This window comes from Nitrosomonas sp. PY1 (genome assembly GCF_022836435.1).
GTDB lineage: Bacteria > Pseudomonadota > Gammaproteobacteria > Burkholderiales > Nitrosomonadaceae > Nitrosomonas.
Genome location: NZ_BQXC01000001.1, coordinates 756,277 through 783,097 on the forward strand (window position 1 = coordinate 756,277; position 26,821 = coordinate 783,097).

At 42.3% G+C, this 26,821-nt stretch carries 23 protein-coding genes; 20 read left to right on the forward strand and 3 right to left on the reverse strand.

Features of this window, described 5'->3' with window-relative positions:
- The first annotated feature begins 5 nt into the window (after nucleotides 1-5).
- Nucleotides 6-2,042, forward strand: coding sequence for a CopD family protein (locus tag W03_RS03425; RefSeq protein ID WP_244071408.1), 2,037 nt, complete (start codon nucleotides 6-8; stop codon nucleotides 2,040-2,042).
- A 69-nt stretch (nucleotides 2,043-2,111) separates the two neighbouring features.
- On the opposite strand, the gene W03_RS03430 is transcribed toward W03_RS03425, so the two are convergent.
- Both W03_RS03430 and W03_RS03435 read right to left on the reverse strand, forming a co-directional pair.
- A complete protein-coding gene (locus W03_RS03430) occupies nucleotides 2,112-3,824 on the reverse strand; it encodes an alginate export family protein (RefSeq protein ID WP_244071409.1) in 1,713 nt (570 codons plus the stop codon).
- Between the two features lie 259 nt (nucleotides 3,825-4,083).
- Complete coding sequence (locus W03_RS03435; RefSeq protein ID WP_244073686.1) at nucleotides 4,084-4,944, reverse strand: radical SAM protein; 861 nt, start codon at nucleotides 4,942-4,944, stop codon at nucleotides 4,084-4,086.
- Between the two features lie 43 nt (nucleotides 4,945-4,987).
- Here W03_RS03435 and queD point away from each other — a divergent pair, with 43 nt between their 5' ends.
- Entirely contained in the window at nucleotides 4,988-5,443 is a 456-nt protein-coding gene (gene queD, locus W03_RS03440; RefSeq protein ID WP_244071410.1) for a 6-carboxytetrahydropterin synthase QueD, read from the forward strand.
- 120 nt (nucleotides 5,444-5,563) lie between these two features.
- Nucleotides 5,564-6,148, forward strand: a complete 585-nt coding sequence (locus W03_RS03445) for a cytochrome P460 family protein (RefSeq protein ID WP_244071411.1) — start codon at nucleotides 5,564-5,566, stop codon at nucleotides 6,146-6,148.
- Between the two features lie 128 nt (nucleotides 6,149-6,276).
- Here the strand turns inward: W03_RS03445 and gloB are convergent, their stop codons facing one another.
- A complete protein-coding gene (gene gloB / locus W03_RS03450) occupies nucleotides 6,277-7,053 on the reverse strand; it encodes a hydroxyacylglutathione hydrolase (RefSeq protein WP_244071412.1) in 777 nt (258 codons plus the stop codon).
- A 115-nt stretch (nucleotides 7,054-7,168) separates the two neighbouring features.
- Between gloB and W03_RS03455 the strand changes: the two genes are divergently transcribed.
- The 17 genes from W03_RS03455 (at nucleotide 7,169) to ispC (ending at nucleotide 26,799) form a co-directional block, all read left to right on the forward strand.
- The gene (locus W03_RS03455; protein WP_244071414.1) at nucleotides 7,169-7,864 is read left to right on the forward strand and encodes a class I SAM-dependent methyltransferase; all 696 of its coding nucleotides are present in this window, start codon (nucleotides 7,169-7,171) and stop codon (nucleotides 7,862-7,864) included.
- A gap of 43 nt (nucleotides 7,865-7,907) precedes the next feature.
- Complete coding sequence (rnhA, locus tag W03_RS03460; RefSeq protein ID WP_244071416.1) at nucleotides 7,908-8,381, forward strand: ribonuclease HI; 474 nt, start codon at nucleotides 7,908-7,910, stop codon at nucleotides 8,379-8,381.
- A 7-nt stretch (nucleotides 8,382-8,388) separates the two neighbouring features.
- A complete protein-coding gene (gene dnaQ / locus W03_RS03465; RefSeq protein ID WP_244071417.1) occupies nucleotides 8,389-9,108 on the forward strand; it encodes a DNA polymerase III subunit epsilon in 720 nt (239 codons plus the stop codon).
- A gap of 236 nt (nucleotides 9,109-9,344) precedes the next feature.
- Nucleotides 9,345-12,716 (forward strand): TonB-dependent receptor domain-containing protein, encoded by a 3,372-nt coding sequence (locus W03_RS03470; RefSeq protein ID WP_244071419.1) that lies wholly within the window; start codon nucleotides 9,345-9,347, stop codon nucleotides 12,714-12,716.
- A 99-nt stretch (nucleotides 12,717-12,815) separates the two neighbouring features.
- Nucleotides 12,816-13,079, forward strand: a complete 264-nt coding sequence (locus tag W03_RS03475) for a hypothetical protein (protein WP_244071422.1) — start codon at nucleotides 12,816-12,818, stop codon at nucleotides 13,077-13,079.
- 134 nt (nucleotides 13,080-13,213) lie between these two features.
- Nucleotides 13,214-14,716 carry an ABC transporter permease gene (locus W03_RS03480; RefSeq protein ID WP_244071424.1) on the forward strand — a complete coding sequence of 501 codons (1,503 nt, stop codon included), beginning with the start codon at nucleotides 13,214-13,216 and terminating at the stop codon, nucleotides 14,714-14,716.
- The gene (locus tag W03_RS03485; RefSeq protein ID WP_244071426.1) at nucleotides 14,713-16,749 is read left to right on the forward strand and encodes an ABC transporter ATP-binding protein; all 2,037 of its coding nucleotides are present in this window, start codon (nucleotides 14,713-14,715) and stop codon (nucleotides 16,747-16,749) included. The genes W03_RS03480 and W03_RS03485 overlap by 4 nt, the downstream gene beginning before the upstream one ends.
- 9 nt (nucleotides 16,750-16,758) lie before the next feature.
- Nucleotides 16,759-18,369, forward strand: a complete 1,611-nt coding sequence (locus W03_RS03490) for a peptide chain release factor 3 (RefSeq protein WP_244071429.1) — start codon at nucleotides 16,759-16,761, stop codon at nucleotides 18,367-18,369.
- 9 nt (nucleotides 18,370-18,378) lie between these two features.
- Nucleotides 18,379-19,479 (forward strand): hypothetical protein, encoded by a 1,101-nt coding sequence (locus tag W03_RS03495; RefSeq protein WP_244071430.1) that lies wholly within the window; start codon nucleotides 18,379-18,381, stop codon nucleotides 19,477-19,479.
- Nucleotides 19,476-20,348 (forward strand): YicC/YloC family endoribonuclease, encoded by an 873-nt coding sequence (locus tag W03_RS03500; RefSeq protein ID WP_244071431.1) that lies wholly within the window; start codon nucleotides 19,476-19,478, stop codon nucleotides 20,346-20,348. The genes W03_RS03495 and W03_RS03500 overlap by 4 nt, the downstream gene beginning before the upstream one ends.
- A gap of 582 nt (nucleotides 20,349-20,930) precedes the next feature.
- Nucleotides 20,931-21,662, forward strand: a complete 732-nt coding sequence (gene rpsB, locus W03_RS03505; protein WP_244071433.1) for a 30S ribosomal protein S2 — start codon at nucleotides 20,931-20,933, stop codon at nucleotides 21,660-21,662.
- A gap of 46 nt (nucleotides 21,663-21,708) precedes the next feature.
- Entirely contained in the window at nucleotides 21,709-22,596 is an 888-nt protein-coding gene (gene tsf, locus W03_RS03510; RefSeq protein ID WP_244071435.1) for a translation elongation factor Ts, read from the forward strand.
- Nucleotides 22,597-22,625: 29 nt separating this feature from the next.
- Nucleotides 22,626-23,342 (forward strand): UMP kinase, encoded by a 717-nt coding sequence (gene pyrH / locus W03_RS03515; RefSeq protein WP_244071439.1) that lies wholly within the window; start codon nucleotides 22,626-22,628, stop codon nucleotides 23,340-23,342.
- 60 nt (nucleotides 23,343-23,402) lie between these two features.
- Nucleotides 23,403-23,960, forward strand: coding sequence for a ribosome recycling factor (gene frr, locus W03_RS03520; RefSeq protein WP_244071444.1), 558 nt, complete (start codon nucleotides 23,403-23,405; stop codon nucleotides 23,958-23,960).
- Nucleotide 23,961: 1 nt separating this feature from the next.
- On the forward strand, nucleotides 23,962-24,738 hold the full coding sequence (locus tag W03_RS03525; protein ID WP_244071446.1) for an isoprenyl transferase: 777 nt from the start codon (nucleotides 23,962-23,964) through the stop codon (nucleotides 24,736-24,738).
- A 13-nt stretch (nucleotides 24,739-24,751) separates the two neighbouring features.
- Entirely contained in the window at nucleotides 24,752-25,576 is an 825-nt protein-coding gene (locus W03_RS03530) for a phosphatidate cytidylyltransferase (RefSeq protein ID WP_244071448.1), read from the forward strand.
- Nucleotides 25,573-26,799, forward strand: a complete 1,227-nt coding sequence (ispC, locus tag W03_RS03535) for a 1-deoxy-D-xylulose-5-phosphate reductoisomerase (RefSeq protein WP_244071450.1) — start codon at nucleotides 25,573-25,575, stop codon at nucleotides 26,797-26,799. Before W03_RS03530 ends, ispC begins: the two co-directional genes overlap by 4 nt.
- The last annotated feature ends 22 nt before the right edge of the window (nucleotides 26,800-26,821 follow it).

Genomic DNA, 26,821 nt, shown 5'->3' on the forward strand with positions numbered 1-26,821 from the left:
TAAGTATGGTAGAGATTGTTGCTGCATTTGCGCGTTGGTTACAAATTGCTGCAAATTTCGTACTTCTTGGAAGCTATGTTTTTCTGATTATTGCTGACAGTAGCATAGGAAGAAGTACAATCAGTGAAAGACCATGGATAGAGAAGTTGCAGCGCTTTTTTCCATGGATGGCTGCGTGTGTTTCAGTAGGGTTAGTCATAATAATGGCGTGTACCCTTGTACAAATAACCGGAAACACTGGTAGTTTATGGCAGCTCGATAAATGGTCGTCAATTGTAATTGATACCCATGCAGGTCAAATTTGGATTTTGCGAGTAGCGCTTTCCATTCTGTTGCTAGTTCTAGTTCTTTATTCACATAAAATTTCAAGAAGTATTTGGCGGCATGCTAGTTGCGCAATGGTTGCAGCATTGCCGCTCATTGCCGGTACGTTTGCAAGCCATGTGGCATTGGAAGCACCGACATTTACGACGGTGCTACCTTATGCAATCCATGTTGTATTAGCAGGTGTATGGCTTGGCGCATTGCCTGCTTTCTTGCTGTTAGTATATGAGAAAAAGGAGTTTATATCACTTAAGTTATCAGAAAAATCAGAATTATCTTCGGTTTTGAATAATTTTTCCTCGGTAATTTTTCCGGTGATGCTATTGATTATTCTGACAGGCATCGTGGTAAGCGATCATATTTTTGATGGATATTATGCTGCATTGGTAGCAACGCCTTATGGTTGGTTACTGAGCAGTAAAATTTTGTTGCTAGGTGTAATTCTCTTAATCGCTGAGAGAGTTCGTTCAAAGTGGTTGCCAGCATTAAATCAAAATAATCAAATGTCTGTTAACGTGGCAAGTACAGAAAACCTAAGGAAGTGGGTTGGTATCGAATTTTTGTTGGCATTGATACTTTTATTGTTAGCAACGCTCCTAACGAATTCTGTGCCTGTAAAAAACCTCAATATTGAAGAATGGCCATTACCCTTTCGATTTTCAATTGTGGCAACGTGGAGTCTGCCCAATGTGGAGCTGCAAGCATGGACAGGATTGGTCATCGTGTTTGTTGCTTTTGGATTGTTTTTATGGGGACGACTTCATCAATGGAAAGTAAAGCAATTAACTATTACAGTATTTTTAATTTTGGCGGGCGCGATGCTTGCTTTGCAAGCAATTACAATTCGCGCTTATCCTGAAACATACCGTAAACCGGGGGAGTCATTTAGTGCAGTTTCTATTGCAAATGGCGCCAATCTGTTTTCTGAAAATTGTGTCGAATGTCACGGCGTACAAGGAAAAGGTAATGGAATTAAATCTCGTACACTATCCACTAAGCTACCGGATTTATTGATGGAGCCGCATACTATAGAGCATACACCGGGTGATTTTTATCATTGGATTACTTATGGTATGGAAAATACGGATATGCCAGGGTATGTGGAGAAGTTATCAAACGAAGATCGTTGGGATTTGGTGAATTTCATTCATGCTCTATCGCGGGGATATCAGTCTAGAATTTTGTCACCCACAGTGATTCCAGGCAAAGCATTCATTCAACCCCCCGTATTTTTTTATGGAACACAAGATGGAAATAGCCGAACACTGCAAGATTTTCGCGATGATAAAACGGTGTTACTAGTGATATTTTCATGGCCGCTATCTGAAGCTCGGATGAATCAGCTAAAAACGACCTATAATCAACTGGTGGATCAAAATGTAACTGTTATAGCAGTGCCATCCAATGAACTGAATGACGCTACAAAGGAATTCTTATCGAATGAATTTCCATTTGATATTGTCGTGCAAGGATCATCCGAGATAGTGACTAGCTATGCATTATCACGTCGAACTATTTATTATCCCGATATTATTGGTCGCGGCTCCGATTATGATCATATGGAGTTTCTAATTGATCGTTATGGGTACTTGCGTGCACGCTGGATTCCATCAATAGATGAAAAAGGCTGGAATGATGTTGATTTACTAAATCAACAATTAACTTTGTTGGATCGCGAGGAACTGGAAGTTTCACCAGCAAAAGACTATGTGCAGTAATGCAAGCAAACCCACCCTTAAATAGCGAAGGTATCTCAAAGAGAGATCTACCTTCGCCATAGGTTCCTACTAAAAACGGAAGTTATATTGCACGTACAAAAGGTCAGCGGAAATTCCTGGTGCTTGGTCTTTCAGGAAACCACCACTGAATAATTTGGAATAGCCGAATAATACATCTTGATGACGATCGACGTGTATATTAAAGCGGAAATCAATCTCATCACCAACATGACTCCCGGACTGCCCAGTAACATCTCTAAAAGTTGCAGCTCCTGCGGCATTGTATAAATAATCGCGTTGATTTGCCAAGTAGAATCGATGATATTGCGTGATAAAAGTAATCCAAGGTACTGGGTGCGTAGAAAACTGGACATTAAAATCATGAATGTTTTGGCGGCCAACACGATCAAGATATCCGAGATAGTAATGCCCAAATGGAAATAACTGATTAAAAGTATTACTTCTATCGTCGGTAGGATTACTGTCTCCAGAGGCAAAGTCATAGCGTATCCAGCCTTGTGCATTCATCAACGTCGGTACTCGGTAACCAAGGCCTGTAGCAACTGCGAAAGCGGAAACATCTAGGTGAGAACGCCGACCAAATTGATACATGCCTTCCAATTCATAGAGGAAGTTATCAAAGTTTCCGACTAAACGACCGCCCAATGTATGAACGTGTGAATCTCCTTGTAGAATATTACCTCGTAATACATTAGCAGCAGTAAGATGACGATCATTTTCTAGACTTAAAAAATAGAGATCAAGCGCATGTGTTGGAGCAATTCTATTGGTTCCCCAAAGACCGAAGAAGTTTTGTTTGGTATCCCAATTATCTACTTCGTTTTTTTCAATAATCATAGGCCGAGTCCAAAAAGCATCGACATCCCAACTTGGAGAGCGCCAAAATGCTTTCACGCCTTGAAAGGTTCTACGGGTATTAACCCAATCTAAAGTGGAGATCAAGCGCTGTGAGCCATATAACAATTCTTGTCGACCAACACGGATATACACAGGACCGTCTTTGACATTGGCTAATTTAATGTCCGTAAATACATTCAGCATATCCGTATAGTTTCTATCCGTGATCAAAGGAGGTAAGTTGTAACCAAAATCACGTGCATCTATTAATTCCGCAAACAATCTCACTCTGTCGCGATACCATAAATCTGCATGAAAACGTGTACGTAATAAATGAAAGTCATTATTGATGCCTTCTAAATTCAACCGGCTATCGGTTTCATGCGTATAGCGATACCAAAAGTTACCGCCAAAAGACAACAACCAATCATCAGCGAAATGTATACGTTTTATCGGATCAAAAATATCCTTTTCGGCGCCTGTTTTGTCTAGATAGCGGAAGTCAATTTCATAAGCGGGCGTTGTCAATAGAGCGAATGGCGCATAAGGTGCTACCGGCGGTTTTTCACGTTTGTTTCCGGATACCATATCCCATAGCGAGTAATACCCCGCACCACCTGGGGGAAGAATAAATAATCCCGGTCGTGACATTGTTGTAACTGGAGGCACTTTTGATTTATCAAAGCCATCCGAAGTAATAGCTCTGGGCAATGTTGCTGGTGCTGGTGGAACTGCAGGTGTTGCTGCTGGTGCACTAGCCGGAGGATTGTTTGTCGTGGTTGGGGATTGTGCCTGAACTTGATAAGTCCAGGACATTATCGTGATGCAGGTAACTATAAAGTATTGTTGCCTGTTTTTTAACAAGCGCACTTTTGGTCTGGCATGGGGTTTCGCCGGAGATGGAAAAATTCCCAGTGAATTCATTGTGAAGCTCCTGTTTAGATAATAGACAAGTTTGATATGCAAGGTACGAAAAAATAGCGCGATGGCTTTAATGGCCGCTATTATATGCGATAACAATTGATTTTAAAGCGTATATTAAAAAATCATTCCGTCAATTAAATCAGAGTCTTTCAATTGACTGTAATCTAAATATATTCAATATCAGTAATTTGAGACAAAGATATTGATGAAGATCAATTTATTATTTTGTTGTAAATCAGACACAAAAATAGAAAATTGATTAAGGGGTTATTTTTACGTTAAGGCCGAGTGCTTTAATTTTTCCGGCAAAGTCAATCAACCATGCTTGAGTAACTACAGATAATTGCGAAGCCTCTGATTGTAATGATGGGCGTGCCAAACCATATAATAGTACCCCTTGTAGGGAAATTTCTTCATTGGTGAGTTGTTCGATGAATTTTAAATAGGCATCAATTTCACAATTTGCGGGAGCTTCACCATCAATTTGGAACATACAAGTCTGTAGCCAAGTAGGGCAAATTGACGAAGCGATACGCAAATTCATGCGAATCCTCTTCAAACTGATGTCGCTATTATTGACAAGCTTTCTTGCTTCAGTGGTAGCGCGGTCAAATTTAAACCAAATTTCTCCATTCATTTTTGCCATACGCTTTAATCCAGCTTGCACATGTTTGCGATGGATTAGGCTGCCATTCGTGATCAGCACCAATTTAAGGTTCTTGGGCATAGGAAAATCTTTTAACACTTCTCCGATCAATTCGATGACTTGCTCAAATTCTTTAGCGCTGGTTGGTTCGCCATTTCCAGATAAAGCAATATCACGAATTACTCTGGCTTCTTCTGGTACATTTTTCACCATGAATTCGCCATTAATTAGTTCATTTAGAAAGCAATGTAACTCGTTCCTAAGCTTGCTTAAATCAATATGAGGTGCAGTACCACGCGTCAAATTGGGAACTTGGCAATAAATGCAGCGCCAATTACAAGCATTGTTCGGATTCAAATTAATTCCAATCGATACGCCGCCTGCACGACGTGATATCACCGGGTAAACATAGGTTAGCCCAGCGCTATCCCGACTATGGTCGGCGGTATTCAGTCGTTGAGAAGGGGTTGGCAATGTTACAATTTCACCTTTTATTTGCTTATTTACTAATGTTGTTATGCTGATCACGCGCAAGCTGGAATTTGATGCAGGGCATCGTATTTCCACTCATAATAGTCAGTGCCGACATTTACACGGTCATCGCTATGTGATTGAAATTTCATTGTCAGGTAATATTATCACTGACGAAGGTGCGCCTGAGCAAGGTATGGTGATGGATTTTTCTGAAGTAAAGCGGATAGCTAAGTCGGTACTCATTGATCACTGGGATCATGCATTTTTGGTTTACGAAGAAGATACCATAGTGCTTGAGTTTTTGAAAACCATGCCAGATCACAAAACCGTCGTTTTAAATGCGCAACCTACTGCAGAAAATCTGGCAAAAATTGCATTTGAGGTACTTGATCAAGTCTATCAGGATACTTACGGTAACCATCTTCGTTTGGAGCGGATCCGTTTGTATGAAACACCGAATTGTTGGGCTGAAGTATTGCGTGAAACGATGCGGAATTAGTGGCCGCTATCTAGGTGATTCTCAAGATGAATTCCTTGACGGGGTAAGTTAGCTTGGCTACCATTAAAGTGAAGCAGTGAGGGTTATTGCTTTTTCTTTGATTATTTTAAAGGAAGAATTATGTTCCAGATTAAAAAAATATTATTAGTGAGTATGTTCTTTGCATTGTTATCCATTGCATTGCTTACATCAGTGAAAGCCTCTGGTGATGAAAAAAGCCTCAATTTCGGCCACTTTACTAAAGAAAATGTATTATTAACACCCAAAGACTATCGTGAGTGGATTTTTGTGGGAGCGCCCGTTACTCCAAATGACATGAATGATGGTAAACCTGCATTTCCAGAGTTTCATAATGTTTATATTGATCCAACCAGTTGGGGTCACTGGAAAAAAACGGGCGAATTTCGAGATGGCACTGTCATCGTAAAAGAATTGACTAGCGTAGGAACTAAAGAATCGGCGAGTGGGAATGGCTATTTTCCCGGAGAGTTTAACGGTATCGCCGCAATGGTAAAAGATTCTAAACGTTATCCTGATAAACCTGGTAATTGGGCATTCTTTGGATTCGAATCATATGAAGCCAAACAAGGCGCTATACAAGACGATGATGCTTGTGCCGCCTGCCATAAAAAACATGCCGCGCAAGATATGGTGTTTATTCAACACTACCCAGTTCTTCGTGCTGCAAAGCCTGGTGAAAAATAACGAGTAATGGTTTTTATAATCTATTTATATATAAAATAGATTTCTCTTTTAAGCAATCTGATCTGGGATTAAGCTGACTTAGGTTTGATTTAGAACGGATTGCTTTTTCATTTTTTGCGCTTTATTTTTTAACGGAAGCTATCTTTCCACTGCCGCAAGATAGAAAAAACTTCGCTAGAATTAATTGTTAGTAGCTTCGAGTGATTTTGAGCGCAATTGATGATTGCGGGTTGATCACATCGTAAGAAAGGATTAATCGCTTTTTCAAGTTCAATGGTAGTAGGTAGGGTTGGGCGTTGTTCGCTAACCAATTGGCTACATAACATTTCAAAATTTAATAGCGTCTGGTTTTCAGGGTCTACGCATTTTGCAAAACGAATATTGCTGAGTGTGTATTCGTGCGTACAATAAATCATAGTATTATCAGGTAATTGGGATAATTTCTTGAGTGATGCATACATTTGTTCATGAGTCCCTTCGAATACCCTACCGCATCCGCACGCGAATAGTGTGTCACCACAAAATACACCCTGGAACGGATGGTCGGTATAATAAGCAATATGCTCACGCGTGTGACCGGGAATATTTAGTACTTTTAGTTTGAGGCCGAGGGTTTTGATCAGTATTTCTTCACTTTCAGATACCACATCTGTAACATCTGGAATGCTTTCGGATTGAGGTCCGTAAACAGGAATGTCAAATAGTTTGATCAAGTCGCTAATTCCTCCGGTATGGTCATCATGGTGATGTGTAATGAGGATTGCGACGAGCTTTAGTTTATTGGCTTGTAAATAATGAATAATTGGATCTGATATTCCGGGATCTACAACAATCGCATGAGCATCGTCATGTAGGACCCAGATATAATTGTCCTGAAATGCACGAACTGGATATACATTAATCATACCGTTTGCTTTTTATGGGGTAATTGAATATTTGACGGATATTGAGTGGTTATTAATCTCGTTAATAATGATGTTATTATAAGATATGGTTGGAAATCAGGGCGGGTCGCATAATATGAAGTGGTTCGAGTCACCATTGGGTGCTTATTTACTCGAGCATGAATACCGCTATTTTGATAAAGTCGTTGCCAATATCTTCGGTTATAACGCTATTCAAATAGGCTTGCCGCAATTTTGTTTTTTACGCTTAAACAGAATGCCTTTGCAATTTTCGGTGGGGTTAGAAAAAACTCAACCTGCTTTGATTGCAACCGCCGATTTCTTACCCATTCAAAGTAATTCGATTGATCTGGCTATTATGCCACATACCCTTGAATTTAGTGATAATCCGCATCAAATTCTGCGTGAGGTTTACCGTATTTTGATTCCAGAGGGGCACATTGTCATATCCGGTTTTAATCCGCTGAGCTTATGGGGCATATTTCGCTATTTAAAAGCGAATCGAGCAGAATATCCGTGGAATGGTAATTTTATTGCTTTATTACGCCTCAAGGATTGGTTGAAACTACTCGACTTCGAAACAATGGGTGGGCAATTGTGTTGTTATGCGCCTCCATTTGAGCAGGAAAAATGGCGTCAGCGATTTCGTTTCATGGAAGCAGCGGGTGACCGGTGGTGGCCTATCGGCGGAGGTGTATATTTTCTTCATGCAATTAAGCATATGCACGGAATGCGAGTGATTAAGCCTGGTTGGAAGAAAAATATCGATAGCAAGAAACGTATTGTTTCTGTTACTCAAAAACTCAACTAAAAATTAGATCAATTTATTCTTCGTATCATGAATGGAATGACCTATGGCTAATAGGAACAAAGTGGAGATATTTACTGATGGCGCATGTAAAGGAAATCCCGGAATAGGCGGTTGGGGCGCATTGTTGAAATATGACGGGCACGAAAAAGAGATTTATGGCGGTGAGATACACACTACTAATAATCGTATGGAGTTATTGGCAGCGGTGCGCGCCTTAGAAGCCTTGAAGCGCGCTTGTCAGGTTGATTTACATACGGATTCTCAGTATCTCAAAAAAGGTATCAGTGAATGGATCGGTGATTGGAAATTACGTAATTGGCAAACTTCAGCAAAAAAACCGGTGAAGAATGACGATCTATGGAGGATGCTTGATCACCTAGCACAGCTTCATGAAATCGAGTGGTATTGGGTACGCGGACATGCCGGGCATGAAGATAATGAACGTGCCGATCAGTTAGCAAATTTGGGTGTGGCAATGATTCTGAATCAGAAAAATAGCTCTAACAATAAAGTCTAGGTCACACATGCGACAGATTGTGCTCGATACTGAGACAACAGGCCTGGATCCAAGGCAAGGACATCGCATTGTGGAACTCGCTGCAATTGAGTTGATAAATCGACACTTGACGGGTAACCGGATTCACTATTACTTGAATCCCGAGCGAGATAGCGATGAAGCTGCTTTGCAAATTCATGGATTAACCAGGGAATTTCTTTTGGATAAACCCAAATTTGCTGAAGTTGCGAAGGATTTTTTGAGCTTTATTGATAACGCCGAATTGATTATTCATAACGCTCCTTTTGATGTCGGTTTCTTAAACCATGAGTTAGCGTTGTTGGAAATGTTGCAGCTTGATCAGTACTGTGCCTCAATTATTGATACGTTGAGACTTGCAAAGGAATTTCATCCCGGGAAACGCAATAATTTAGATGCTTTGTGTGAGCGCTATGGCATTGATAACTCTAAACGAACGCTGCATGGTGCATCGTTAGATTCCGAATTGCTAGCTGAAGTTTATTTGGCTATGACGCGAGGACAAGAAAGTTTGCTGATGGATCTGGAGCACAAAGATTCTGCCCAGAATCACGCCGATTTTGCAGAGAAATATCTACTAAAAATTATCAAGGCAACGGAAAGCGAATGCGCTGAACATGCATCGATACTGAAAATGATTGCTTCTCAAAGTGGTAATACATGCATTTGGCAAAAACTCGGAGAAGATGACCAGATTATCAATGAGTAAAGTGTGCGATGTATTTCAACTTAAGTTCCCAAGGATTCGATCATAAGCTCGCAGCAACCCCCTCTCTATAGTTTTCATCAGTAACGTATTTCCTTAGGATGTGATTTTTCTCACAGATCTTTGACATTAGCTAAGCTATGATGAAGATTAATACTATATAAATCAATTTATGATTGTTTGGCTGATATGTTTTTCAATTTCAAGATAATTCTAAAATGCTATCGGATCAAACCGGCATGTGCGTAACAAGTATCATGCTGATAGATGGATTCTTGAGGTTTTATGGGATCCTACGAAAGCTGGCCGATATCGTTTTATACATAAGCGCTTTGATTGTCTGTACGGTTGTATTCATGGGGAAAGCGCATGCATCAAACGTATGTAAAGCGGAGGTGGCTCGAATCGTATCGATTCAAGGCACTATCGAAGTACGTCGCGCACAACAAAGACAGCAAATCTGGCAGAAGGCAAATTTAGATACAGTAGTGTGTATGGGGGACATGATTCGTTCCCGCACACACAGTCGTGCCACATTGCATCTGGCTAATGAAGGCTTTTTAAACTTGAATCAGAAAAGCAGCATGACTTTCTTGCCAGCGAATGAAGAAAAGAAATCTTTTCTGATGCAATTGTTTGAAGGTGTCATTCACATTATTACCCGTACTCCGAAACCCTTCGATGTGACCACGCCATTCGTGAATGCAAGCATACATGGCACAGAGTTTCTTGTCGAAGCGACTGAAGAAAGTGACCGAGTGGTGGTATATGAAGGCACGGTTGCGGTGGCGAATGACTACGGCAGTGTTGTTTTAAATGATCGTGAAGCAGCTACTGCCAGTCAGTATCAAGCGCCACAAAAAATCATCCACATTCATCCTACCGATGCCGTGCAATGGGCGCTTTACTATCCGGCCTTGGCAGCGTATTGGCAACGAGAAGACGCGGATGCGCCCGGAACTGCTGCTTTGGTTCAACAAGCCAGCGATGCATTGATTGTTGGACAGGCTGATGAAGCCAAGTCTATCATTGCACAAGTATTGCGACGAGAACCCAGCAACAGCGATGCGTATGCATTATTGGCTATCATTGCGGTAACGCAAAATGATAAAGAAGCTGCACGTGATTTTGCGAATCAAGCGGTTACTTTCAATCCGCATTCGGCTGTCGCGTATATTGCACTTTCGTATGCCCAACAAGCCCATTTTGAAATTGAAGAAGCATTGACAAGTATTCGTAAAAGCCTCGAGATCGATACACGTAATGCGCTTGCTTGGGCGCGTTTGGCTGAACTGCAAATGTCATCGAACAAATTGGATCAAGCTTTGGTTTCTGCACGGCAAGCGATACAACTCAATCCCAACTTGGCCAAAACACAAGCGGTATTGGGCTTCGCTCATCTAATGCAGTTCGATACACAAACTGCTAAGCATACGTTTAACCAATCGATTGCTTTGGATTCAGCCGATCCCATGCCACGACTTGGGCTGGGACTAGCATTGGTTCGCGAAGGTGAACTCAAAGCGGGTCGTATACAGCTTGAAATTGCTGCCAGCCTCGACCCAGCCAATTCACTGATCCGTAGTTACCTCGGTAAAGCTTACTTCGAAGAAAAACGTTATCCGCTTGCTAGTACGCAATTTGATTTGGCCAAAGAACGCGATCCAAAAGACCCAACGCCTTGGCTGTATGACGGGATTCAGAAGCAAACCCAGAATCGTCCGATCGAAGCGTTACATGACATACAAAAATCGATCGCGTTGAATGATAACCGCGCGGTGTACCGTTCTCAATTGCTACTTGACCGTGATGAAGCTGCACGAGGTTCCAGCCTTGGGCGTATCTTTGATACCTTGGGATTCGAACGTCGCAGTGTGATGCAAACAGCCAAGTCTTTGAGTATTGATCCAGCCAATTATTCCGCGCATCGTTTTCTATCCGATACGTATGCTCACATACCTCGGCATGAGATCGCTCGCGTCAGTGAGTTGCTGCAAGCGCAATTGTTGCAACCGATCAACGTCAACCCGGTACAACCACATCTGGCAGTGGCGGATTTGAATATCATTACCGGCACGACACCCTCAGCGGTGGGGTTTAATGAATTTACGCCATTGATGGAGCGCAATAAACTTCAGGTAGTTGCATCAGGGATCGTAGGTAGCAACAGTACATTGGGTAATGAAGTGGTGGCTACGATGCAGCGCGACAGGGCTTCGGTGAGTTTGGGGCAGTTTCATTACGAAACCAATGGATTTAGAGAAAATAATAATCAAAATCATAATATTTACAACGGATTCTTCCAGTATGCGTTAACGCCCAAACTGAATGTGCAGACGGAGGTGCGGCGACGGGAAACAGAGCACGGTGATATTGTTCTAGATACCATTCCTTTTGACAAAAGCTATAGACGTAATTTATCAGAAGATATGGCAAGGGTAGGTCTCCGCTATAGGTTAAATAGTAATCAAGATTTTTTACTGTCCTCTACTTATATTGATCGATCTGCAAAGGACTTAAGGAATCCGGCAGGAACTGAGTATATATTGGCTAATAAATCGTCTGGTTTTGTAACAGAAGCGCAACATTTATATCGTCATGAACTTCTAAATACAGTTACAGGCGGAGGTATTTATCAGTTCGACTCACATAATATTAATTCATATCTTTCTCCAGAAAGACAAAAAGAACACAGAAACGCAGATCGATATAATCTATATTCATATAGTTATGTCAATTATCTTAGAAATGTCAATTTAACATTAGGATTAAGTTATGATGTTTTTACTAATGTGGTTGGCCCAGATTCTAAAAATACGGACAAGATCAATCCAAAGTTTGGTCTGCAATGGAACATTACCGATAATTTACGGCTACGGTTGGCCTGGTTTGAAGCCAACAAAACCCACTTGGTTGCGCAGCAAACCCTGGAGCCCACGCAAATTGCTGGTTTCAATCAGTTTTTCGATGATCCCAACGGTACGCGGACAAAACGTTCTGGAATTGGAGTCGACTATCATATATTGGAAAATTTGTATGGTGGAATAGAAATATCTCAACGAAAGATAGGAGTTCCTATTCTGGGTGGAAAGCTAGATCCTATAACTAAAGAAAATCAAGAAATTGAAGAGCTCCAAAAGCAAGAGGAAAATCTTTATCGTGCTTATCTTTATTGGTTGCCGCATGATTATTGGTCTGTAAAGAGCGAATTCCAATTTGAAGATTTTTCTCGAAGTAAAAAATCTGTAGGTACTACAGGTCTTTCACATGTTCAAACGTTCAAGATTCCTCTTGAAATTGATTTCTTTCATCCCTCCGGCGTCTTATCTAGGCTTGCTTTTACTATTGTAGACCAGAACCTCAATCGAAGGTTAGCCTCTGGTTTCAATATGCCACCCATATTCAGGCAAAGTAATGATACTTTCTTTTTACTGGACGCCAGTATCGGATATAGGCTTCATAATCGCCGTGGAATTATTAACCTAGAAGCCAGAAATCTACTCGATAGTAAATTTGATTTTAGAAATATAAATTTTTTTCAATCAGAACCTACAAGCTCTCGGTTTATCCCGGATAGAACTTTTTTTTTAAGAGCCACGTTTAATTTTTAGGAAGGGGGTGTAAAAATTATAATGATTAAAATTTATATTGTTTAATTTATTTAGTTTTGGTTTTTGATTTGTTTTTATGTATTAATTAGGGAGATAGCAATGGCATATTATACAAAAATCGATACATCGAAACCGGTGGGAAAGCGTTGTAGTGTTTGGGAGGATGTAAATATTCTTAGAATTGTTGTAGAAGGTTATTTTCCTTATGGATCTGGTCATTATTTTATGGAATATAACCCGAATCACACCGATTATACTCGTCGAGCACTTGTTTATAATGCAGTCCAAAATGGTACCGTTGGACCAGATGGAAGTGCCATATGGGTGAAAGTAGGCGATCCAATAGTTTTTTGTCGCCCTTAATTAGATTTTGTTTCGAACTTGAATATCCTCGTGATAATGTTATGAAGATATCTTAATTTTTAAAGACCTATCATCTATAATTACGATAATGATGCTCCGCACATTCATTTATTGTAATTATTAACTAATCAACCATGCCATTCGACCCTGTGCTGCTCTGGACGGACGCGCTGATCTATCTGTTTGTTTTGATGATCTTGATCGGCATGGGTTATGTGCGTCGTCACCCGCATTTATTGGCTTCCTGGAAGCGTGTCGGGCATAGTGCGAGTGGCATGTCGTCACTCACGATCCTGTCGTTTTTCTTATTGATCGGTTTTCTCGACACGATTCATTTTCGTCCTGCCTTAGAGCCAGCCAATTCGCAACCTGGACCCATTTATAGCGCAGATGTATTGAGTGTGCTGGATGTTCTGGTGACGCCATTGCGCACGCAGGTGGAAAAAACCTATTCCGCTCCTTTGGCAACGCATCTGTATGCCAAAGAGACCCTTGAATTGCCAGATGGCCAGCAGATGCGTACTTTCGCGCGCTTGCAGTATGGAGGTGCGCACTTGCAGGACCCTGAAACCGAATATACTGCGGATGTTTGGGCACGTTCCCTACAGGGCACCGGTTATGGTTTTGCTGTATGGTGCTTGCTATTGATTGCCTTAACTGCGGCATTATCCAAACAGCATGCATGCTCATTCAAACAAAGTTTTGGTTCGATCTGGCAGTACACGTCCGAAATTCCGTGGTATGCGATACTCATCACGCTGCTCGTTTTGTTGTTGCTGGTCGGCTGCGTTTCGGCCTTGATCGGCTACTATCACGTATTGGGAACCGATAAAGTCGGTCAGGATGTCTTGTATCAATCGCTGAAAAGCATCCGTGTCGCCTTGGTCATTGGTACGCTGACGACGCTCATCATGTTGCCGTTTGCTTTATTGCTAGGGATTATGGCGGGATACTTTCGCGGTTGGATCGATGATGTCATTCAATATATTTATACTACGTTGAATTCGATTCCCGGTGTGCTGTTGATTGCGGCTGCGGTGCTGATGATGCAAGTATATATCGAAACGCATCCGGATATTTTTGATACCACGGCGGCACGTGCAGATTTGCGTTTGCTTTTTCTGTGTATCATTTTGGGAATTACCAGTTGGACCGGGTTATGCCGCTTGTTGCGCGGTGAAGCGATGAAATTGCGGGAACTGGAATATATTCAAGCGGCACATGCATTTGGTATTTCACATTGGCGTATTATCACTCGCCATATCTTGCCAAACGTGATGCATCTGGTATTGATTGCAATTGTTATGGATTTCAGCAGCCTGGTTCTGGCGGAGGCTGTATTATCGTATGTCGGTGTGGGCGTTGATCCTTCGATGATCAGTTTCGGTACGATGATCAATGCCGCGCGGCTGGAAATGGCGCGTGAACCGATGGTTTGGTGGGCATTATTGGCAGCATTCATTTTTATGCTGGCGTTAGTGTTAAGTGCCAATTTATTCGCCGACGCGGTGCAGCATGCGCTTGATCCGCGAGCTCGTACGCTGCGGCATGGCGGCAGTTCAAAGTATCGCTTACATCAAGCCGGGAAGAATGTCGTGCCGGTAATCACAGAAACCAAATCAAGCCATCGCACATGAATACGTTGGTCGAGATTAATCAGTTAAAAACCGTATTGCATGCGAGCGATGAGCCGATTCGGGCTGTCGATGGATTATCTTTAAAAATTGCATCCGGTGAAACTTTTGCTTTACTGGGGGAGTCCGGTTGCGGTAAATCAATGACTGCGCTTTCTATCATGCGCTTGCTACCCGATGTTGGTGAAATTATATCCGGGCAGATTCGTATCAAGGACATTGATTTATTACAATTGCCCGAGTTTGCTATGCGTAATATCCGTGGTAAGCGCATCAGTATGATTTTTCAGGAACCGATGCTGAGTTTAAATCCAGTCATGACGATTGCTGAGCAAATTCATGAAGTACTAATGCAACACAACCAGCTCTCGCATTCAGAGGCACAACAACGGATTGTCGAATTACTCGAGCAAGTCGGCATTCCAGATGCAAAGCATCGTATGCACGAGTATCCATTTCAATTTTCTGGTGGCATGAAGCAGCGTGCAATGATTGCCATTGCGTTAGCAGGCGAGCCAGAATTGTTAATCGCGGATGAACCCACCACTGCTTTGGATGTAACAATTCAGGCGCAAGTATTGGATTTATTGCGTCGAATACAGCAACGTAATCATATGGCTATTTTATTGATTACGCATGATCTGGGTGTGGTGGCTGAAATGGCTCAGCAAGTAGGCGTTATGTATGCAGGTGAAATCGTTGAAATGGCTAGTCGCGAAGATTTTTTTAATCACCCTGCGCATCCTTATACCCAGCAATTATTTGCATCCTTACCGGAAAAGCACAAACGTAACCACGCGCTAGCGGTTATTCGAGGCACTGTTCCGTCCTTGGCGCAGGTTTTTGTGGGATGTCGTTTTGCTGATCGTTGCCAGCAGGCGATGGCGATTTGCCATAAAGACATTCCGCAATGGCATTCAATTACAGACGGTCATCTGGTGCGCTGTCATTTATACGACAGCAAGAATCAGCACACTGAGCGTGGCGCCGCTATCAACGATTCCAGTGTTTTGAATATGCCGGATAACAATACCGGTATCGATCTTATTACACCTGTTCCCCCATTGCTTCGGGTGGCGGATCTCAAAGTGTATTTCCCAATTCGAAAGGGCTTGTTTAAACGTATTGTTGGTTACGTGCGCGCGGTCGATGGAGTATCGCTACAAATTTCTGCCGGTAAGACTTTGGCATTGGTTGGGGAGTCTGGCTGCGGTAAAACGACCATTGGTAAAAGCATTTTGCAGTTGATTCAACCTACTGCCGGAAGTATTCAGTTTAAAAATCAGGAATTGATATCGTTGAATCGCAGTCAGTTGCAAAAAATCCGCTCACAATTCCAAATCATTTTTCAAGATCCTTTTTCTTCTCTGAATCCACGTATGCGCATCCGTGAAATCCTTTTGGAAGGTATGGATGCGTTGTGTGTTACGCCGCTATCCGACGGACACAATGAACAGAAAATCGATATGTTATTGCAGCGCGTTGGTTTGTCAATTGAGGTAAAATGGCGATTTCCACACGAATTTTCCGGTGGTCAGCGGCAACGCATTGCGATTGCTCGCGCTTTGGCTGTTAATCCCGAATTGCTCATCTGCGATGAACCAACCAGTGCGTTGGATGTGTCGGTTCAAGCGCAAATACTGAATTTATTGAAATCGTTACAAGATAACTTAGGAATTGCATTTTTGTTTATTACGCATAATATTGCCGTGGTTGAATATTTAGCCGATGAAGTGGCGGTAATGTATCTCGGGCGCGTGGTTGAGCGGGGTCAGGTCGATGAAATCATGGATACACCGAAACACCCCTATACACAGGCTTTATTGTCGTCTGTACCCAAAATCAAACAAGATCGTGTAAGCCCGTTGATTCGTTTGAAAGGTGATTTGCCTTCGCCATCCGCGCCGCCATCCGGCTGTCATTTTCATCCGCGCTGTCCTAAAGTTATGCCAATTTGTCGCGAGACATATCCTGCTACCAGTACCTTTAGTGCTACCCATACTACCCATTGTTTTCTCTATCCACAGGAATCGTAGTCTTAATCCATGAGTATCCACCAGGAAGTTGCGAGACGTCGCACGTTTGCTATTATTTCACATCCAGATGCGGGTAAAACGACACTGACGGAAAAATTACTGATGTACGCAGGCGCGATACATATTGCTGGTAGTGTTAAAGCACGAAAGGCCAGTCGTCACGCCACTTCTGACTGGATGGAGATTGAAAAACAACGGGGTATCTCAGTTGCCAGTTCGGTGATGCAAATGGAGTATCGCGACTGCGTCATTAATTTGCTTGATACACCAGGACATCAGGATTTTTCTGAAGATACTTATCGCGTTCTTACTGCTGTCGATGCTGCTTTAATGGTTATTGATGCTGCCAATGGCGTAGAGGCTCAAACGTTGCGCTTGCTGGAGGTTTGCCGTGCACGTAATACGCCTATTGTAACATTCGTCAATAAAATGGATCGCGAGGTGCGGCAACCGCTAGATTTACTTGATGAAATCGAGCGCACGCTCGGCATGTCAACCATTCCTTTTACATGGCCGGTCGGTATGGGTAAAAGCTTCCGGGGAGTATGCGATCTGAGGAATGACGGTATGCGGGTATTTCAGGCAGGGGCTGACCGTGTTACTAAAGACGAGGAGACCATTGCGCATTTCGATGATCCCAATTTACAGCGGCGTTTTGGCGCAGAACTGCCAATTGCGCTGCAAGAAATTGATTTAATCAAGGGTGCCTCACCAGCTTTCGATCATGGAGATTTTTTGGCTGGTGAGCAAACGCCGGTATTCTTCGGTTCTGCCATCAACAATTTTGGTGTGCGTGAAATTCTCGATGCGTTGGTTGAGCTTGCGCCGCCACCTGAGTCGCGTCGTGCAATTCAACGCGAAGTATTACCGGATGAAAAGAAATTTTCCGGAATGGTATTTAAAATTCAAGCCAATATGAATTTGGCGCATCGTGATCGCATTGCATTTGTGCGCGTATGTTCCGGGCATTTTAAACGTGGTATGAATCTCAGGATAGCACGAAGCGGTAAAGACATCCGTACTAGCACCGTGGTATCTTTTTTGTCGCAACGGCGCGATATTCTCGAAGAAGCGTATCCAGGCGATATTATTGGCATCCCTAATCACGGTACGTTGCAGCTCGGTGATACTTTAACTGAGGGTGAAGTATTGCAATTTACTGGTTTACCATTCTTTGCACCGGAAATCTTTCGGACAGTGGAAATTGCCGATCCACTCCGAAGTAAACAGTTGAAGCTCGGCCTGGCTCAGCTCGGCGAAGAAGGTGCCATACAAGTTTTCCGACCGCATTTGGGTAATATGTTGCTATTAGGAGCGGTTGGGGTATTGCAATTTGAGGTGGTCGCACACCGCTTGCAGCATGAATATCAAGTAGCAGCCCGTATTGCTCCAGCGAAATATCAATTGGCGCGTTGGATCACTGCGGATGATCCCAAAGAATTGCAACGGTTTATCGATGCCAACTCACATCGGATCGCCTATGACGCGGTGGATGCACCGACATTTCTCGCGTCTTTTGGTGCGGAATTAAGCGTTGCACAAGATAATTGGCCTGCGATCCATTTTCACAAACTACGCGAACATGCGGGCTTAATTTTTCAAAACCATACGAATGCATGAGCCGGAACTATGCCTAACAGATCGGTTAAACGAATTGGCTTCTTAGTTTCGCTGGTTTTAAGTTCCTCACTGATATTGGCGGATGATAGTAGTTCTATTTCTTCTGCGGTTACTAAAACTCCTATACATTTTGCGGTGATTAGCGATATTCCTTATAGTGACGCTGAATACGCCGCTTTGGAGCATCCAGACGGGGTTATTGCAAAAGCCATCAAATCGCTCGATCCTCCATTGCTCATACACTTAGGCGATTTTAAATCGGCTAGGGAAGGTTGCACCGACGAACTACTTAAAGACCGCTACCGGCAAATTGCACAGTTGCATCCACACAGAACCGTTTACACGCCAGGGGACAATGACTGGACCGATTGTGATCGGTTGACATTGAATTTTTCAACGCGCTTTGATGAGCTTGAGCGACTTGAGTTTTTGCGTCAAACTTTCTTTAATCAAGACGAATTGCAATTGAGTAAGGATATTGCCGGACTTATCCGACAGCCGAATTTTGTTGAAAATGCGAGATGGAAACTCGGCGATATTTTATTTGCGACATTGCACTTGCCAGGTACGAATAATGGGCGCAATCAAATTGAACGTAGCGATAAAGAAGATGCGTTTCATGCCGCCGATCTTCGCGATCAATATAATGAAGCGTGGCTCGATCAATTGTTTCAAGCAGCACAATCGAATGCATCGATCGAAGCTGTCGTGATAGCATTCCACGCTGACATTTATGAATATGAAAATGACGATAAACCTGCGTGCTCTAAAGCGATACGCACAAGTTGCAATGGCTATCAGAAAATTCGCGAACACATCAAAAACTTAGCAGTGCATTTTAAAAAACCCGTTTTGACGATGCATGGCGATAGCTTGCCATATTGCTTTAATCAACCCTATGAAGATATTCCTAATTTGTGGCGGTTAAATGCAGCGGGAGATAGAGTGTATATGGAGGTCAGTCACGTTGTATTCGATTCTGCCGATAAGGAAAACCCATTCACCGTATCGGGTATACTGGATCGGAAACCGGCGCCTTCGTCATGTGGTTTGGGTTTTTTGCTGCAAGATTTATTTTCTTTGTCTTCTTCAAATCCTGAAAAACCATGAAACCAATTCTTAGTATGACAGGTTATGCCGCGGCTTCTAGAGACACATTCCACGGTTCCCTCAACATAGAAATACGATCGGTTAATAATCGTTTTCTCGATGTGCAATTTCGTTTACCAGATGATTTGCGTAAACAGGAGTCGGCTATGCGGGAGATGGTTACCACACAATTGCGACGGGGTAAGGTTGAATGTCGTGTGAATTTTTTACCTTTAGTTGAAGCGGAACATCAACATCAACTGAATGTACAGAGTCTGCAAAACCTACTGCAACTTAATCAGTTGGTGCTGGAGTTATATCCAACGGCTCAATCTCTATCTGTGGCAGAAATACTCAAATGGCCCGGAATTCTGAGAAATAACGATGTATCTATAGATGATTTGAATCACCTCAGCGTGGAGTTAATGCAAGTTGCCTTGGAAGATCTAAAAATCGCCAGAACGCGCGAAGGTGAGAAGCTTAAAGCAATGTTGCTAGAACGCGTTCAGCAAATTCGTCAACATCTGATTACTGTGCAACCTCGTATTCCGGCATTAATTGCAAATTTCGAAGAAAAGCTACGCACTCGCTTAAAAGAAGCTATTGAAAACCTTGAAGATGAGCGCATTCGCCAGGAAATTGCTGTGTTTGCCGGGAAAATCGATATTGATGAAGAATTATCGCGCTTACAGGCGCATTTGGATGAGGTTGAACATATTTTGGAGCAAGGCGGTTCTGTTGGAAAGCGCTTGGATTTTATGATGCAGGAACTGAATCGTGAGGCTAATACGTTGGGTGCTAAATCGATTGATTTAGAGGTTTCCAAGATTGCAATGGAGTTCAAAGTCATTATCGAACAAATGCGAGAACAGGTGCAAAATATTGAATAGCATTTCTGATTAGATCAGGCCCAATCAACTTTGATCGCTGTCACCAACCTTGAGCTCCACACCTGGTCAGGCCATGCGCAACGCCGTGAATACGGAGCGTCCGACCATTGGGGCGAGTGAAAAAACATACTCATCGACGGAAGTGTAGCACCGCTCAGAGATTCTCTGGAGAGCCTGTAAATAGAGCCTTTTCCGGTCGGATCGGTAACGCTGCCTTCGAACCGGTCGCCATCAAGATTGAAATCAATGTTGGTTGTAAACTTTGGGAATCCCCATAGCTCGACGCTAGCAGCGGTCGTTTAATCTGTTTAAGTATAGGAGCACCGCAGAAAAAGCAATGCAAGCTTTCCAAGTTGCCATGTTATAGGCTTGTTATAACCATAGTTAGCTTGAGTAAGTATCCGAAAATGCTATAATCCGAGAATGATTTGATTTCTGATTGATTAACACGATAGTGTAGTGGTGTTGTTTCTTCAATATCGAGAACATCGGGAAGTTGAATTAAATACACACACTCATTTGCTGATATTTTAGCAATGCTGGATATGCAATGAGTGGAGGCTCAATCCACTAGGAGAATTTATGTCTGTAACTATGCGGCAAATGCTAGAGGCAGGTGTTCACTTTGGACATCAAACACGCTTCTGGAATCCCAAAATGGCCCCTTATATTTTTGGCCATCGTAACAAAATTCACATTATTAATTTAGAAAACACTATGGTGATGTACCAGGAAGCGATGAAATATGTGCGTCAGCTTTCGGTAAATAAAGGCACTATTTTATTTGTAGGTACCAAGAAGCAGGCTCGCGATATTATTCGCGAGGAAGCGCTTCGTTGTGGATCTCCCTATGTAGATCAACGCTGGCTTGGCGGCATGTTGACTAATTTCAAAACCATTAAGCAGTCTGTCAAGCGTCTTCAGGATATGGAAGCGATGTCTCAAGACGGCACCTTTGATAAACTCGTCAAGAAAGAAGCTTTAGATCTTCAAAGGGAACTGGACAAGCTGAATAGCAGTTTGGGTGGTATCAAAGAGATGAAATCTCTACCGGATGCTTTGTTTGTAATTGACGTTGGCTATCAGAAGGGTGCGATTACAGAAGCTAGAAAATTGAATATTCCGGTGATCGGCGTAGTGGATACTAATCATAATCCAGAGGGATTGGAATATATTATTCCTGGTAATGATGATTCGAGCCGTGCAATCCGTTTGTATGCTCGTGGAGTGGCCGACGCCATCTTAGAAGGTCGCAATCAATCCATTCAGGAAATTGTAGAAATGATTTCTGAAGATGCTGCTGGATCGAATTAAGTTATTTATTTTTAAATAATTACATTAATATGTATTTGGAGTGGATATGGTAGAAGTAACCGCAAGCATGGTAAAAGAACTGCGGGAGATGACCGGGCTTGGCATGATGGAATGTAAGAAAGCTTTGACGGAGACCAATGGCGATATCAAGGCCGCCGAAGATTTATTGCGGATAAAAAGCGGTTCTAAGGCAAGTAAAGCTGCCGGGCGTATTGCAGCTGAAGGAGTTATCGGTGCTTATGTCTCGGCAGATGGTAAATGTGGCGCACTGGTTGAGGTGAATTGCGAAACAGATTTTGTTGCTCGGAATGAAGATTTTATTCACTTTGCTAAAAACTTAGCTGAATTAGTAGCCACAAAAAATATTACCGATGTTGCAACATTGACAGAAGCGTTATTGACAGATTCGAATGAGAATGTTGAGGCTGCGCGGAAAGCATTAGTAATGAAACTCGGTGAGAATATCAGCATCCGTCGATTGGCTCGACATGAAACACAGGGGCGTATTGCTTTTTATTTGCATGGAACCAGAATCGGTGTTTTAGTAGACCATACGGGTGGCGATGAAACTTTAGGTAAAGATTTGGCAATGCATATTGCTGCAAGCAAGCCAATATGCGTTTCTAAAGAACAAGTATCCGATGAAATTCTAGCACATGAACGTCAGATATTTACTGCTCAAGCCGCTGAAAGCGGTAAGCCCAGTAATATTATTGAAAAAATGGTCGAAGGGCGAATTACAAAATATCTGGCTGAGATTACTTTGCTGGGACAACCTTTTGTAAAAGATCCAGAACAAACCGTCGAAAAACTACTGGCGAAAAAAGCAGCTAAGGTGAATGGCTTTACTATGTTTGTAGTAGGTGAAGGAATCGAGAAAAAAACCGAAAATTTCGCTGAAGAAGTCAAGGCGCAAATGGGCCAAGTAAAATAATACACTTATTTACATTATTTATATCATTGATGACAGTCGCTATTTATAAACGGGTATTGTTGAAATTGTCTGGCGAAGCCTTAATGGGTGAAGATAAGTATGGTATTAATCAAGCCGTAATGAGGCGGATTGTTTTAGAAATAGAAGAAATCAGTAAATTGGGTGTTGAGGTTGCGGTCGTGGTAGGTGGTGGTAATATATTTCGTGGAATGAAATCAGCAAATGATGCATTGGAACGTGTTACTGCGGATTATATGGGTATGTTAGCTACTGTGATGAATGCTTTAGCGTTACAGGACGCGATGAAAGTGATTGGGTTGATGCCGCGAATACAGTCGGCATTACGTATTGATCAGGTGGTTGAGCCATATGTGCGTGCGCGCGCGATACAGTATTTGATCGATAAGAAGATTGTTATTTTTGCTGCAGGTACAGGTAATCCGTTTTTTACTACTGACACGGCAGCTGCGTTACGTGGTATGGAAATGAATGTGGATATCATGTTAAAGGCAACTAAAGTTGACGGTATCTATACCAGTGATCCAAAAGTGAATCCTGATGCTACTCGGTTCCATAAGCTATCTTTCGATGAAGCTATCGCCAAAAACTTACAAGTAATGGATGCAACTGCGTTGACACTGTGTCGCGATCAAAAAATGCTACTCAATGTGTTCAGTATTTTTAAAGCTGGCGCACTAAAGCGTATCATCGTTGGTGAAGATGAGGGAACAATAGTAACTGTTTGATATATAACTGTATATTTGTTCTTATCTCTTTGATCTCAGTTAGAAAGGGATAGAAATAGTATGATTGGTGATGTTAAGAAGTCTGCGGAACAGAAGATGCAGAAGAGCCTGGAAGCTCTCAAAGTTGATCTGGGAAAAATCAGAAGTGGACGAGCGCATATCGGATTTTTAGATCATGTTACGGTTGATTACTACGGTTCTCCTACACCGATTAATCAAGTAGCTAACATTAATCTTATTGATGCACGCACGATAGGTGTAATGCCTTGGGAGAAAAAAATGGCCAATGCGATTGAAAAAGCAATTCGTGAATCTGATCTTGGACTTAATCCCATGTTAGTTGGAGAAACAATTCGTGTTCCGATGCCGGCATTGACGGAGGAACGTCGCCGTGATCTGATCAAGGTTGTAAAGCACGAAGCGGAAACAGTGCGCGTTGCTGCACGCAATATTCGTCGCGATGCCAATGCTCATCTCAAGGAATTATTAAAAACTAAACAAATCTCGGAAGATGATGAACGTCGCGGGCAAGATGATATTCAAAAATTGACCGATCATTATATCACTGAAATTGACAAGGTATTGCAAGTTAAAGAAGCCGAATTAATGGCTGTTTAATATGCAACAACGCACTAGTTCAACCCGTGAAATTCCTAACACGGATTCGATTCCTCAGCACATCGCAATTATTATGGATGGAAATGGACGGTGGGCGCGCAATCGCTTTATGCCGCGTGTTGCCGGTCATAGACAGGGTGTTGAAACAGTTCGTGGTGTTATTAAGGCTTGTATCGAACGTAATATTTCATATTTAACCGTTTTTGCTTTTAGTAGCGAAAATTGGCGTCGCCCTTCCGATGAAATTTCTCTCCTAATGCAACTTTTCGCAAATGCACTTGAGCAGGAAGTGACAAAGCTTCATGAAAACGGTATCTGTTTTAAAGTAATTGGTGATGTGTCAAAATTTGATTCTGGGATTGTACAAGCGATCCAAAAAGGAGAACAGCTAACGGCAAAAAACACGCGCTTGGTTTTTACCGTTGCGGCCAATTACGGTGGACGTTGGGATATCATGCAAGCTTTCCGAAAAATGATGATTCAATCAAATGAGCTATCGCTTAAGTCGCTAAATTTTGAGGAAGAAAATTTAGCGCAATATCTTGCACTCAGTTATGCACCTGAGCCTGATCTATTTATTCGTACCGGGGGGGAATGCCGCATTAGTAATTTTTTGTTGTGGCAATTGGCGTATACGGAACTGTATTTTACCGATACGCTATGGCCCGATTTTAATGAGCATGAGCTAGATCGAGCCATTCAATCTTACCAAAAACGTGAACGCCGCTTTGGACGTACCAGTGAACAATTGCAAGTGGCAATGCCTTCAGAAGGATAGTCGATAAATCTTCATGTTGAAAGCGCGTATATTGACTGTTATTGTCATATTACCCTTGTTTTTACTGGCAGTTTTTTATTTTCAGGATATTTTTTGGGCTACTTTGATACTGGCATTAACGATTATAGGGGCACGTGAGTGGAGTAATTTAGCGCAATTTTCGGTTAGGAATACTATTGTTTTTATGCTATTAACCGCATTATTGGGTAGTGAGCTACTCATTTATTTGCGTGAATCTTTAAAGGCAGATGCATATTCGTTAGACTTTGCGATTCTATACGGTATTTCAGTCATGTTTTGGGTGCTCGTGGTGCCCTTTTATCTCCGTAAAAGCTTTTCTTTCGAATCCCCTGCTACTTGGATGTTAATCGGTTGGATTGTATTGCTTCCAACTTGCCTTGCATTGTATCAATTACGCATCATAAGTCCGGCGCTTTTGCTGGGAACGATGGGCGTTATATGGGTTTCAGATACCGCAGCTTATTTTACCGGGCGTGCTTTAGGTAAGCACAAACTGGCTCCTGAAATTAGCCCTAATAAAACTTGGGAGGGCGTTGCTGGTGCAATCGCGGCTGTACTATTATATGGTTTGGCATGGGTTATTATGGGAGCAGGAAAAGAAAATCTTGTTTTTATCTTATTGCCATTATTGGTTGTTATGACTGCATTAGGTATTATTGGTGATTTATATGAATCGTTATTGAAACGCCAGGCCGGCGTTAAAGATAGCGGCAATATTTTACCTGGACATGGCGGCATATTGGACCGTATCGATGCATTAACTTCCACACTACCTTTTGCTACTTTGGCAATTCTTTTCTATTTATCTGAATTATGAACACTATGGTTCGCCAAATCACTATTCTAGGTTCTACGGGAAGTATCGGAGAAAGTACGCTGGACGTTATAGCGCGCCATCCTGATCGTTTTCAGGTTATTGCACTAACCGCACATAACAACGTTGAAAAAATGCTGGCGCAATGCCAACGCTTTAAACCGCGTTATGCAGTTATGCTGGATGCTGTAAGCGCGGAGCAACTGGCATTAAAGATAGCAGCATCCGGACTGAGTACGGAAATATTATCCGGCGTGGAATCTTTGGAAAAAGTTGCTGCTCTTCCGGAAGTAGATGCCGTAATGGCTGCCATTGTGGGGGCTGCAGGGATTCGTCCGACCTTTGCGGCAGCACAAGCTGGAAAACTGGTGTTACTTGCTAATAAAGAAACTCTGGTAATGGCAGGGCGTATATTCATGGATCTAGTGAAGCAGCATCATGCAGTGCTATTACCGATTGATAGTGAGCATAATGCGATTTATCAATCATTACCAGTTGATTTTAATGGTGATTTTCAGAGATCAGGCATCAGTAAAATATTGTTAACCGCTTCAGGCGGGCCTTTCCGCCGCACACCGCTATCAGCTTTGGAGAATGTTACTCCGGAACAAGCGTGTGCTCATCCTAATTGGGATATGGGAAAGAAAATTTCCGTTGATTCAGCGACTATGATGAATAAAGGATTGGAGGTTATTGAGGCGCACTGGTTATTTAATGCGCCCGCGGAAAAAATCCAAGTGGTGATTCACCCTCAAAGCGTCATTCACTCGATGGTTGCTTATATTGATGGTTCGATTATTGCGCAACTAGGTAATCCTGATATGCGTACACCTATAGCGCATGCAATGGGTTATCCAGAGAGAATCGGTAGTGGTGTGGCTGATTTAGATATCTTTAAGGTGGCGCATCTTGACTTTGAGGAACCTAATTTCGATCGATTTGTATGCTTGAGACTTGCTTATGATGCACTCAAAGCAGGCAAAAATATGCCTACGATATTGAATGCAGCAAATGAAGTAGCGGTTGAGTCATTTCTGAATAGACAAATGAAGTTTACCGATATTCCCGCGATGATCGAGTATGCGTTGCAAAACACATCCCACAAATCCATCATAACACTTGATGATGTGTTAGAAACCGATCGTGAGACACGCGAAGTGGCAAAGGAATGGCTACAAAAAAGCCACAGCCAACCTCAAAGAAGGCTAAACTATTCTTCGCTTTGATTTATTTACACCATTTAGTGAT

Bases quoted from the DNA above. Each gene is read 5' to 3' on its own strand.
- gloB (WP_244071412.1), bottom strand. From the start codon at position 7,053: ATGATTAATGTATATCCAGTTCGTGCATTTCAGGACAATTATATCTGG.
- W03_RS03500 (WP_244071431.1), top strand. From the start codon at position 19,476: ATGAAACCAATTCTTAGTATGACAGGTTATGCCGCGGCTTCTAGAGAC.
- pyrH (WP_244071439.1), top strand. From the start codon at position 22,626: ATGACAGTCGCTATTTATAAACGGGTATTGTTGAAATTGTCTGGCGAA.
- W03_RS03455 (WP_244071414.1), top strand. From the start codon at position 7,169: ATGAAGTGGTTCGAGTCACCATTGGGTGCTTATTTACTCGAGCATGAA.
- W03_RS03525 (WP_244071446.1), top strand. From the start codon at position 23,962: ATGCAACAACGCACTAGTTCAACCCGTGAAATTCCTAACACGGATTCG.
- W03_RS03490 (WP_244071429.1), top strand. From the start codon at position 16,759: ATGAGTATCCACCAGGAAGTTGCGAGACGTCGCACGTTTGCTATTATT.
- W03_RS03480 (WP_244071424.1), top strand. From the start codon at position 13,214: ATGCCATTCGACCCTGTGCTGCTCTGGACGGACGCGCTGATCTATCTG.
- dnaQ (WP_244071417.1), top strand. From the start codon at position 8,389: ATGCGACAGATTGTGCTCGATACTGAGACAACAGGCCTGGATCCAAGG.
- tsf (WP_244071435.1), top strand. From the start codon at position 21,709: ATGGTAGAAGTAACCGCAAGCATGGTAAAAGAACTGCGGGAGATGACC.
- ispC (WP_244071450.1), top strand. From the start codon at position 25,573: ATGAACACTATGGTTCGCCAAATCACTATTCTAGGTTCTACGGGAAGT.
- W03_RS03475 (WP_244071422.1), top strand. From the start codon at position 12,816: ATGGCATATTATACAAAAATCGATACATCGAAACCGGTGGGAAAGCGT.
- W03_RS03430 (WP_244071409.1), bottom strand. From the start codon at position 3,824: ATGAATTCACTGGGAATTTTTCCATCTCCGGCGAAACCCCATGCCAGA.
- W03_RS03445 (WP_244071411.1), top strand. From the start codon at position 5,564: ATGTTCCAGATTAAAAAAATATTATTAGTGAGTATGTTCTTTGCATTG.
- rpsB (WP_244071433.1), top strand. From the start codon at position 20,931: ATGTCTGTAACTATGCGGCAAATGCTAGAGGCAGGTGTTCACTTTGGA.
- W03_RS03470 (WP_244071419.1), top strand. From the start codon at position 9,345: ATGTGCGTAACAAGTATCATGCTGATAGATGGATTCTTGAGGTTTTAT.
- W03_RS03530 (WP_244071448.1), top strand. From the start codon at position 24,752: ATGTTGAAAGCGCGTATATTGACTGTTATTGTCATATTACCCTTGTTT.
- W03_RS03425 (WP_244071408.1), top strand. From the start codon at position 6: ATGGTAGAGATTGTTGCTGCATTTGCGCGTTGGTTACAAATTGCTGCA.
- frr (WP_244071444.1), top strand. From the start codon at position 23,403: ATGATTGGTGATGTTAAGAAGTCTGCGGAACAGAAGATGCAGAAGAGC.
- W03_RS03485 (WP_244071426.1), top strand. From the start codon at position 14,713: ATGAATACGTTGGTCGAGATTAATCAGTTAAAAACCGTATTGCATGCG.
- queD (WP_244071410.1), top strand. From the start codon at position 4,988: ATGCTGATCACGCGCAAGCTGGAATTTGATGCAGGGCATCGTATTTCC.
- W03_RS03495 (WP_244071430.1), top strand. From the start codon at position 18,379: ATGCCTAACAGATCGGTTAAACGAATTGGCTTCTTAGTTTCGCTGGTT.
- rnhA (WP_244071416.1), top strand. From the start codon at position 7,908: ATGGCTAATAGGAACAAAGTGGAGATATTTACTGATGGCGCATGTAAA.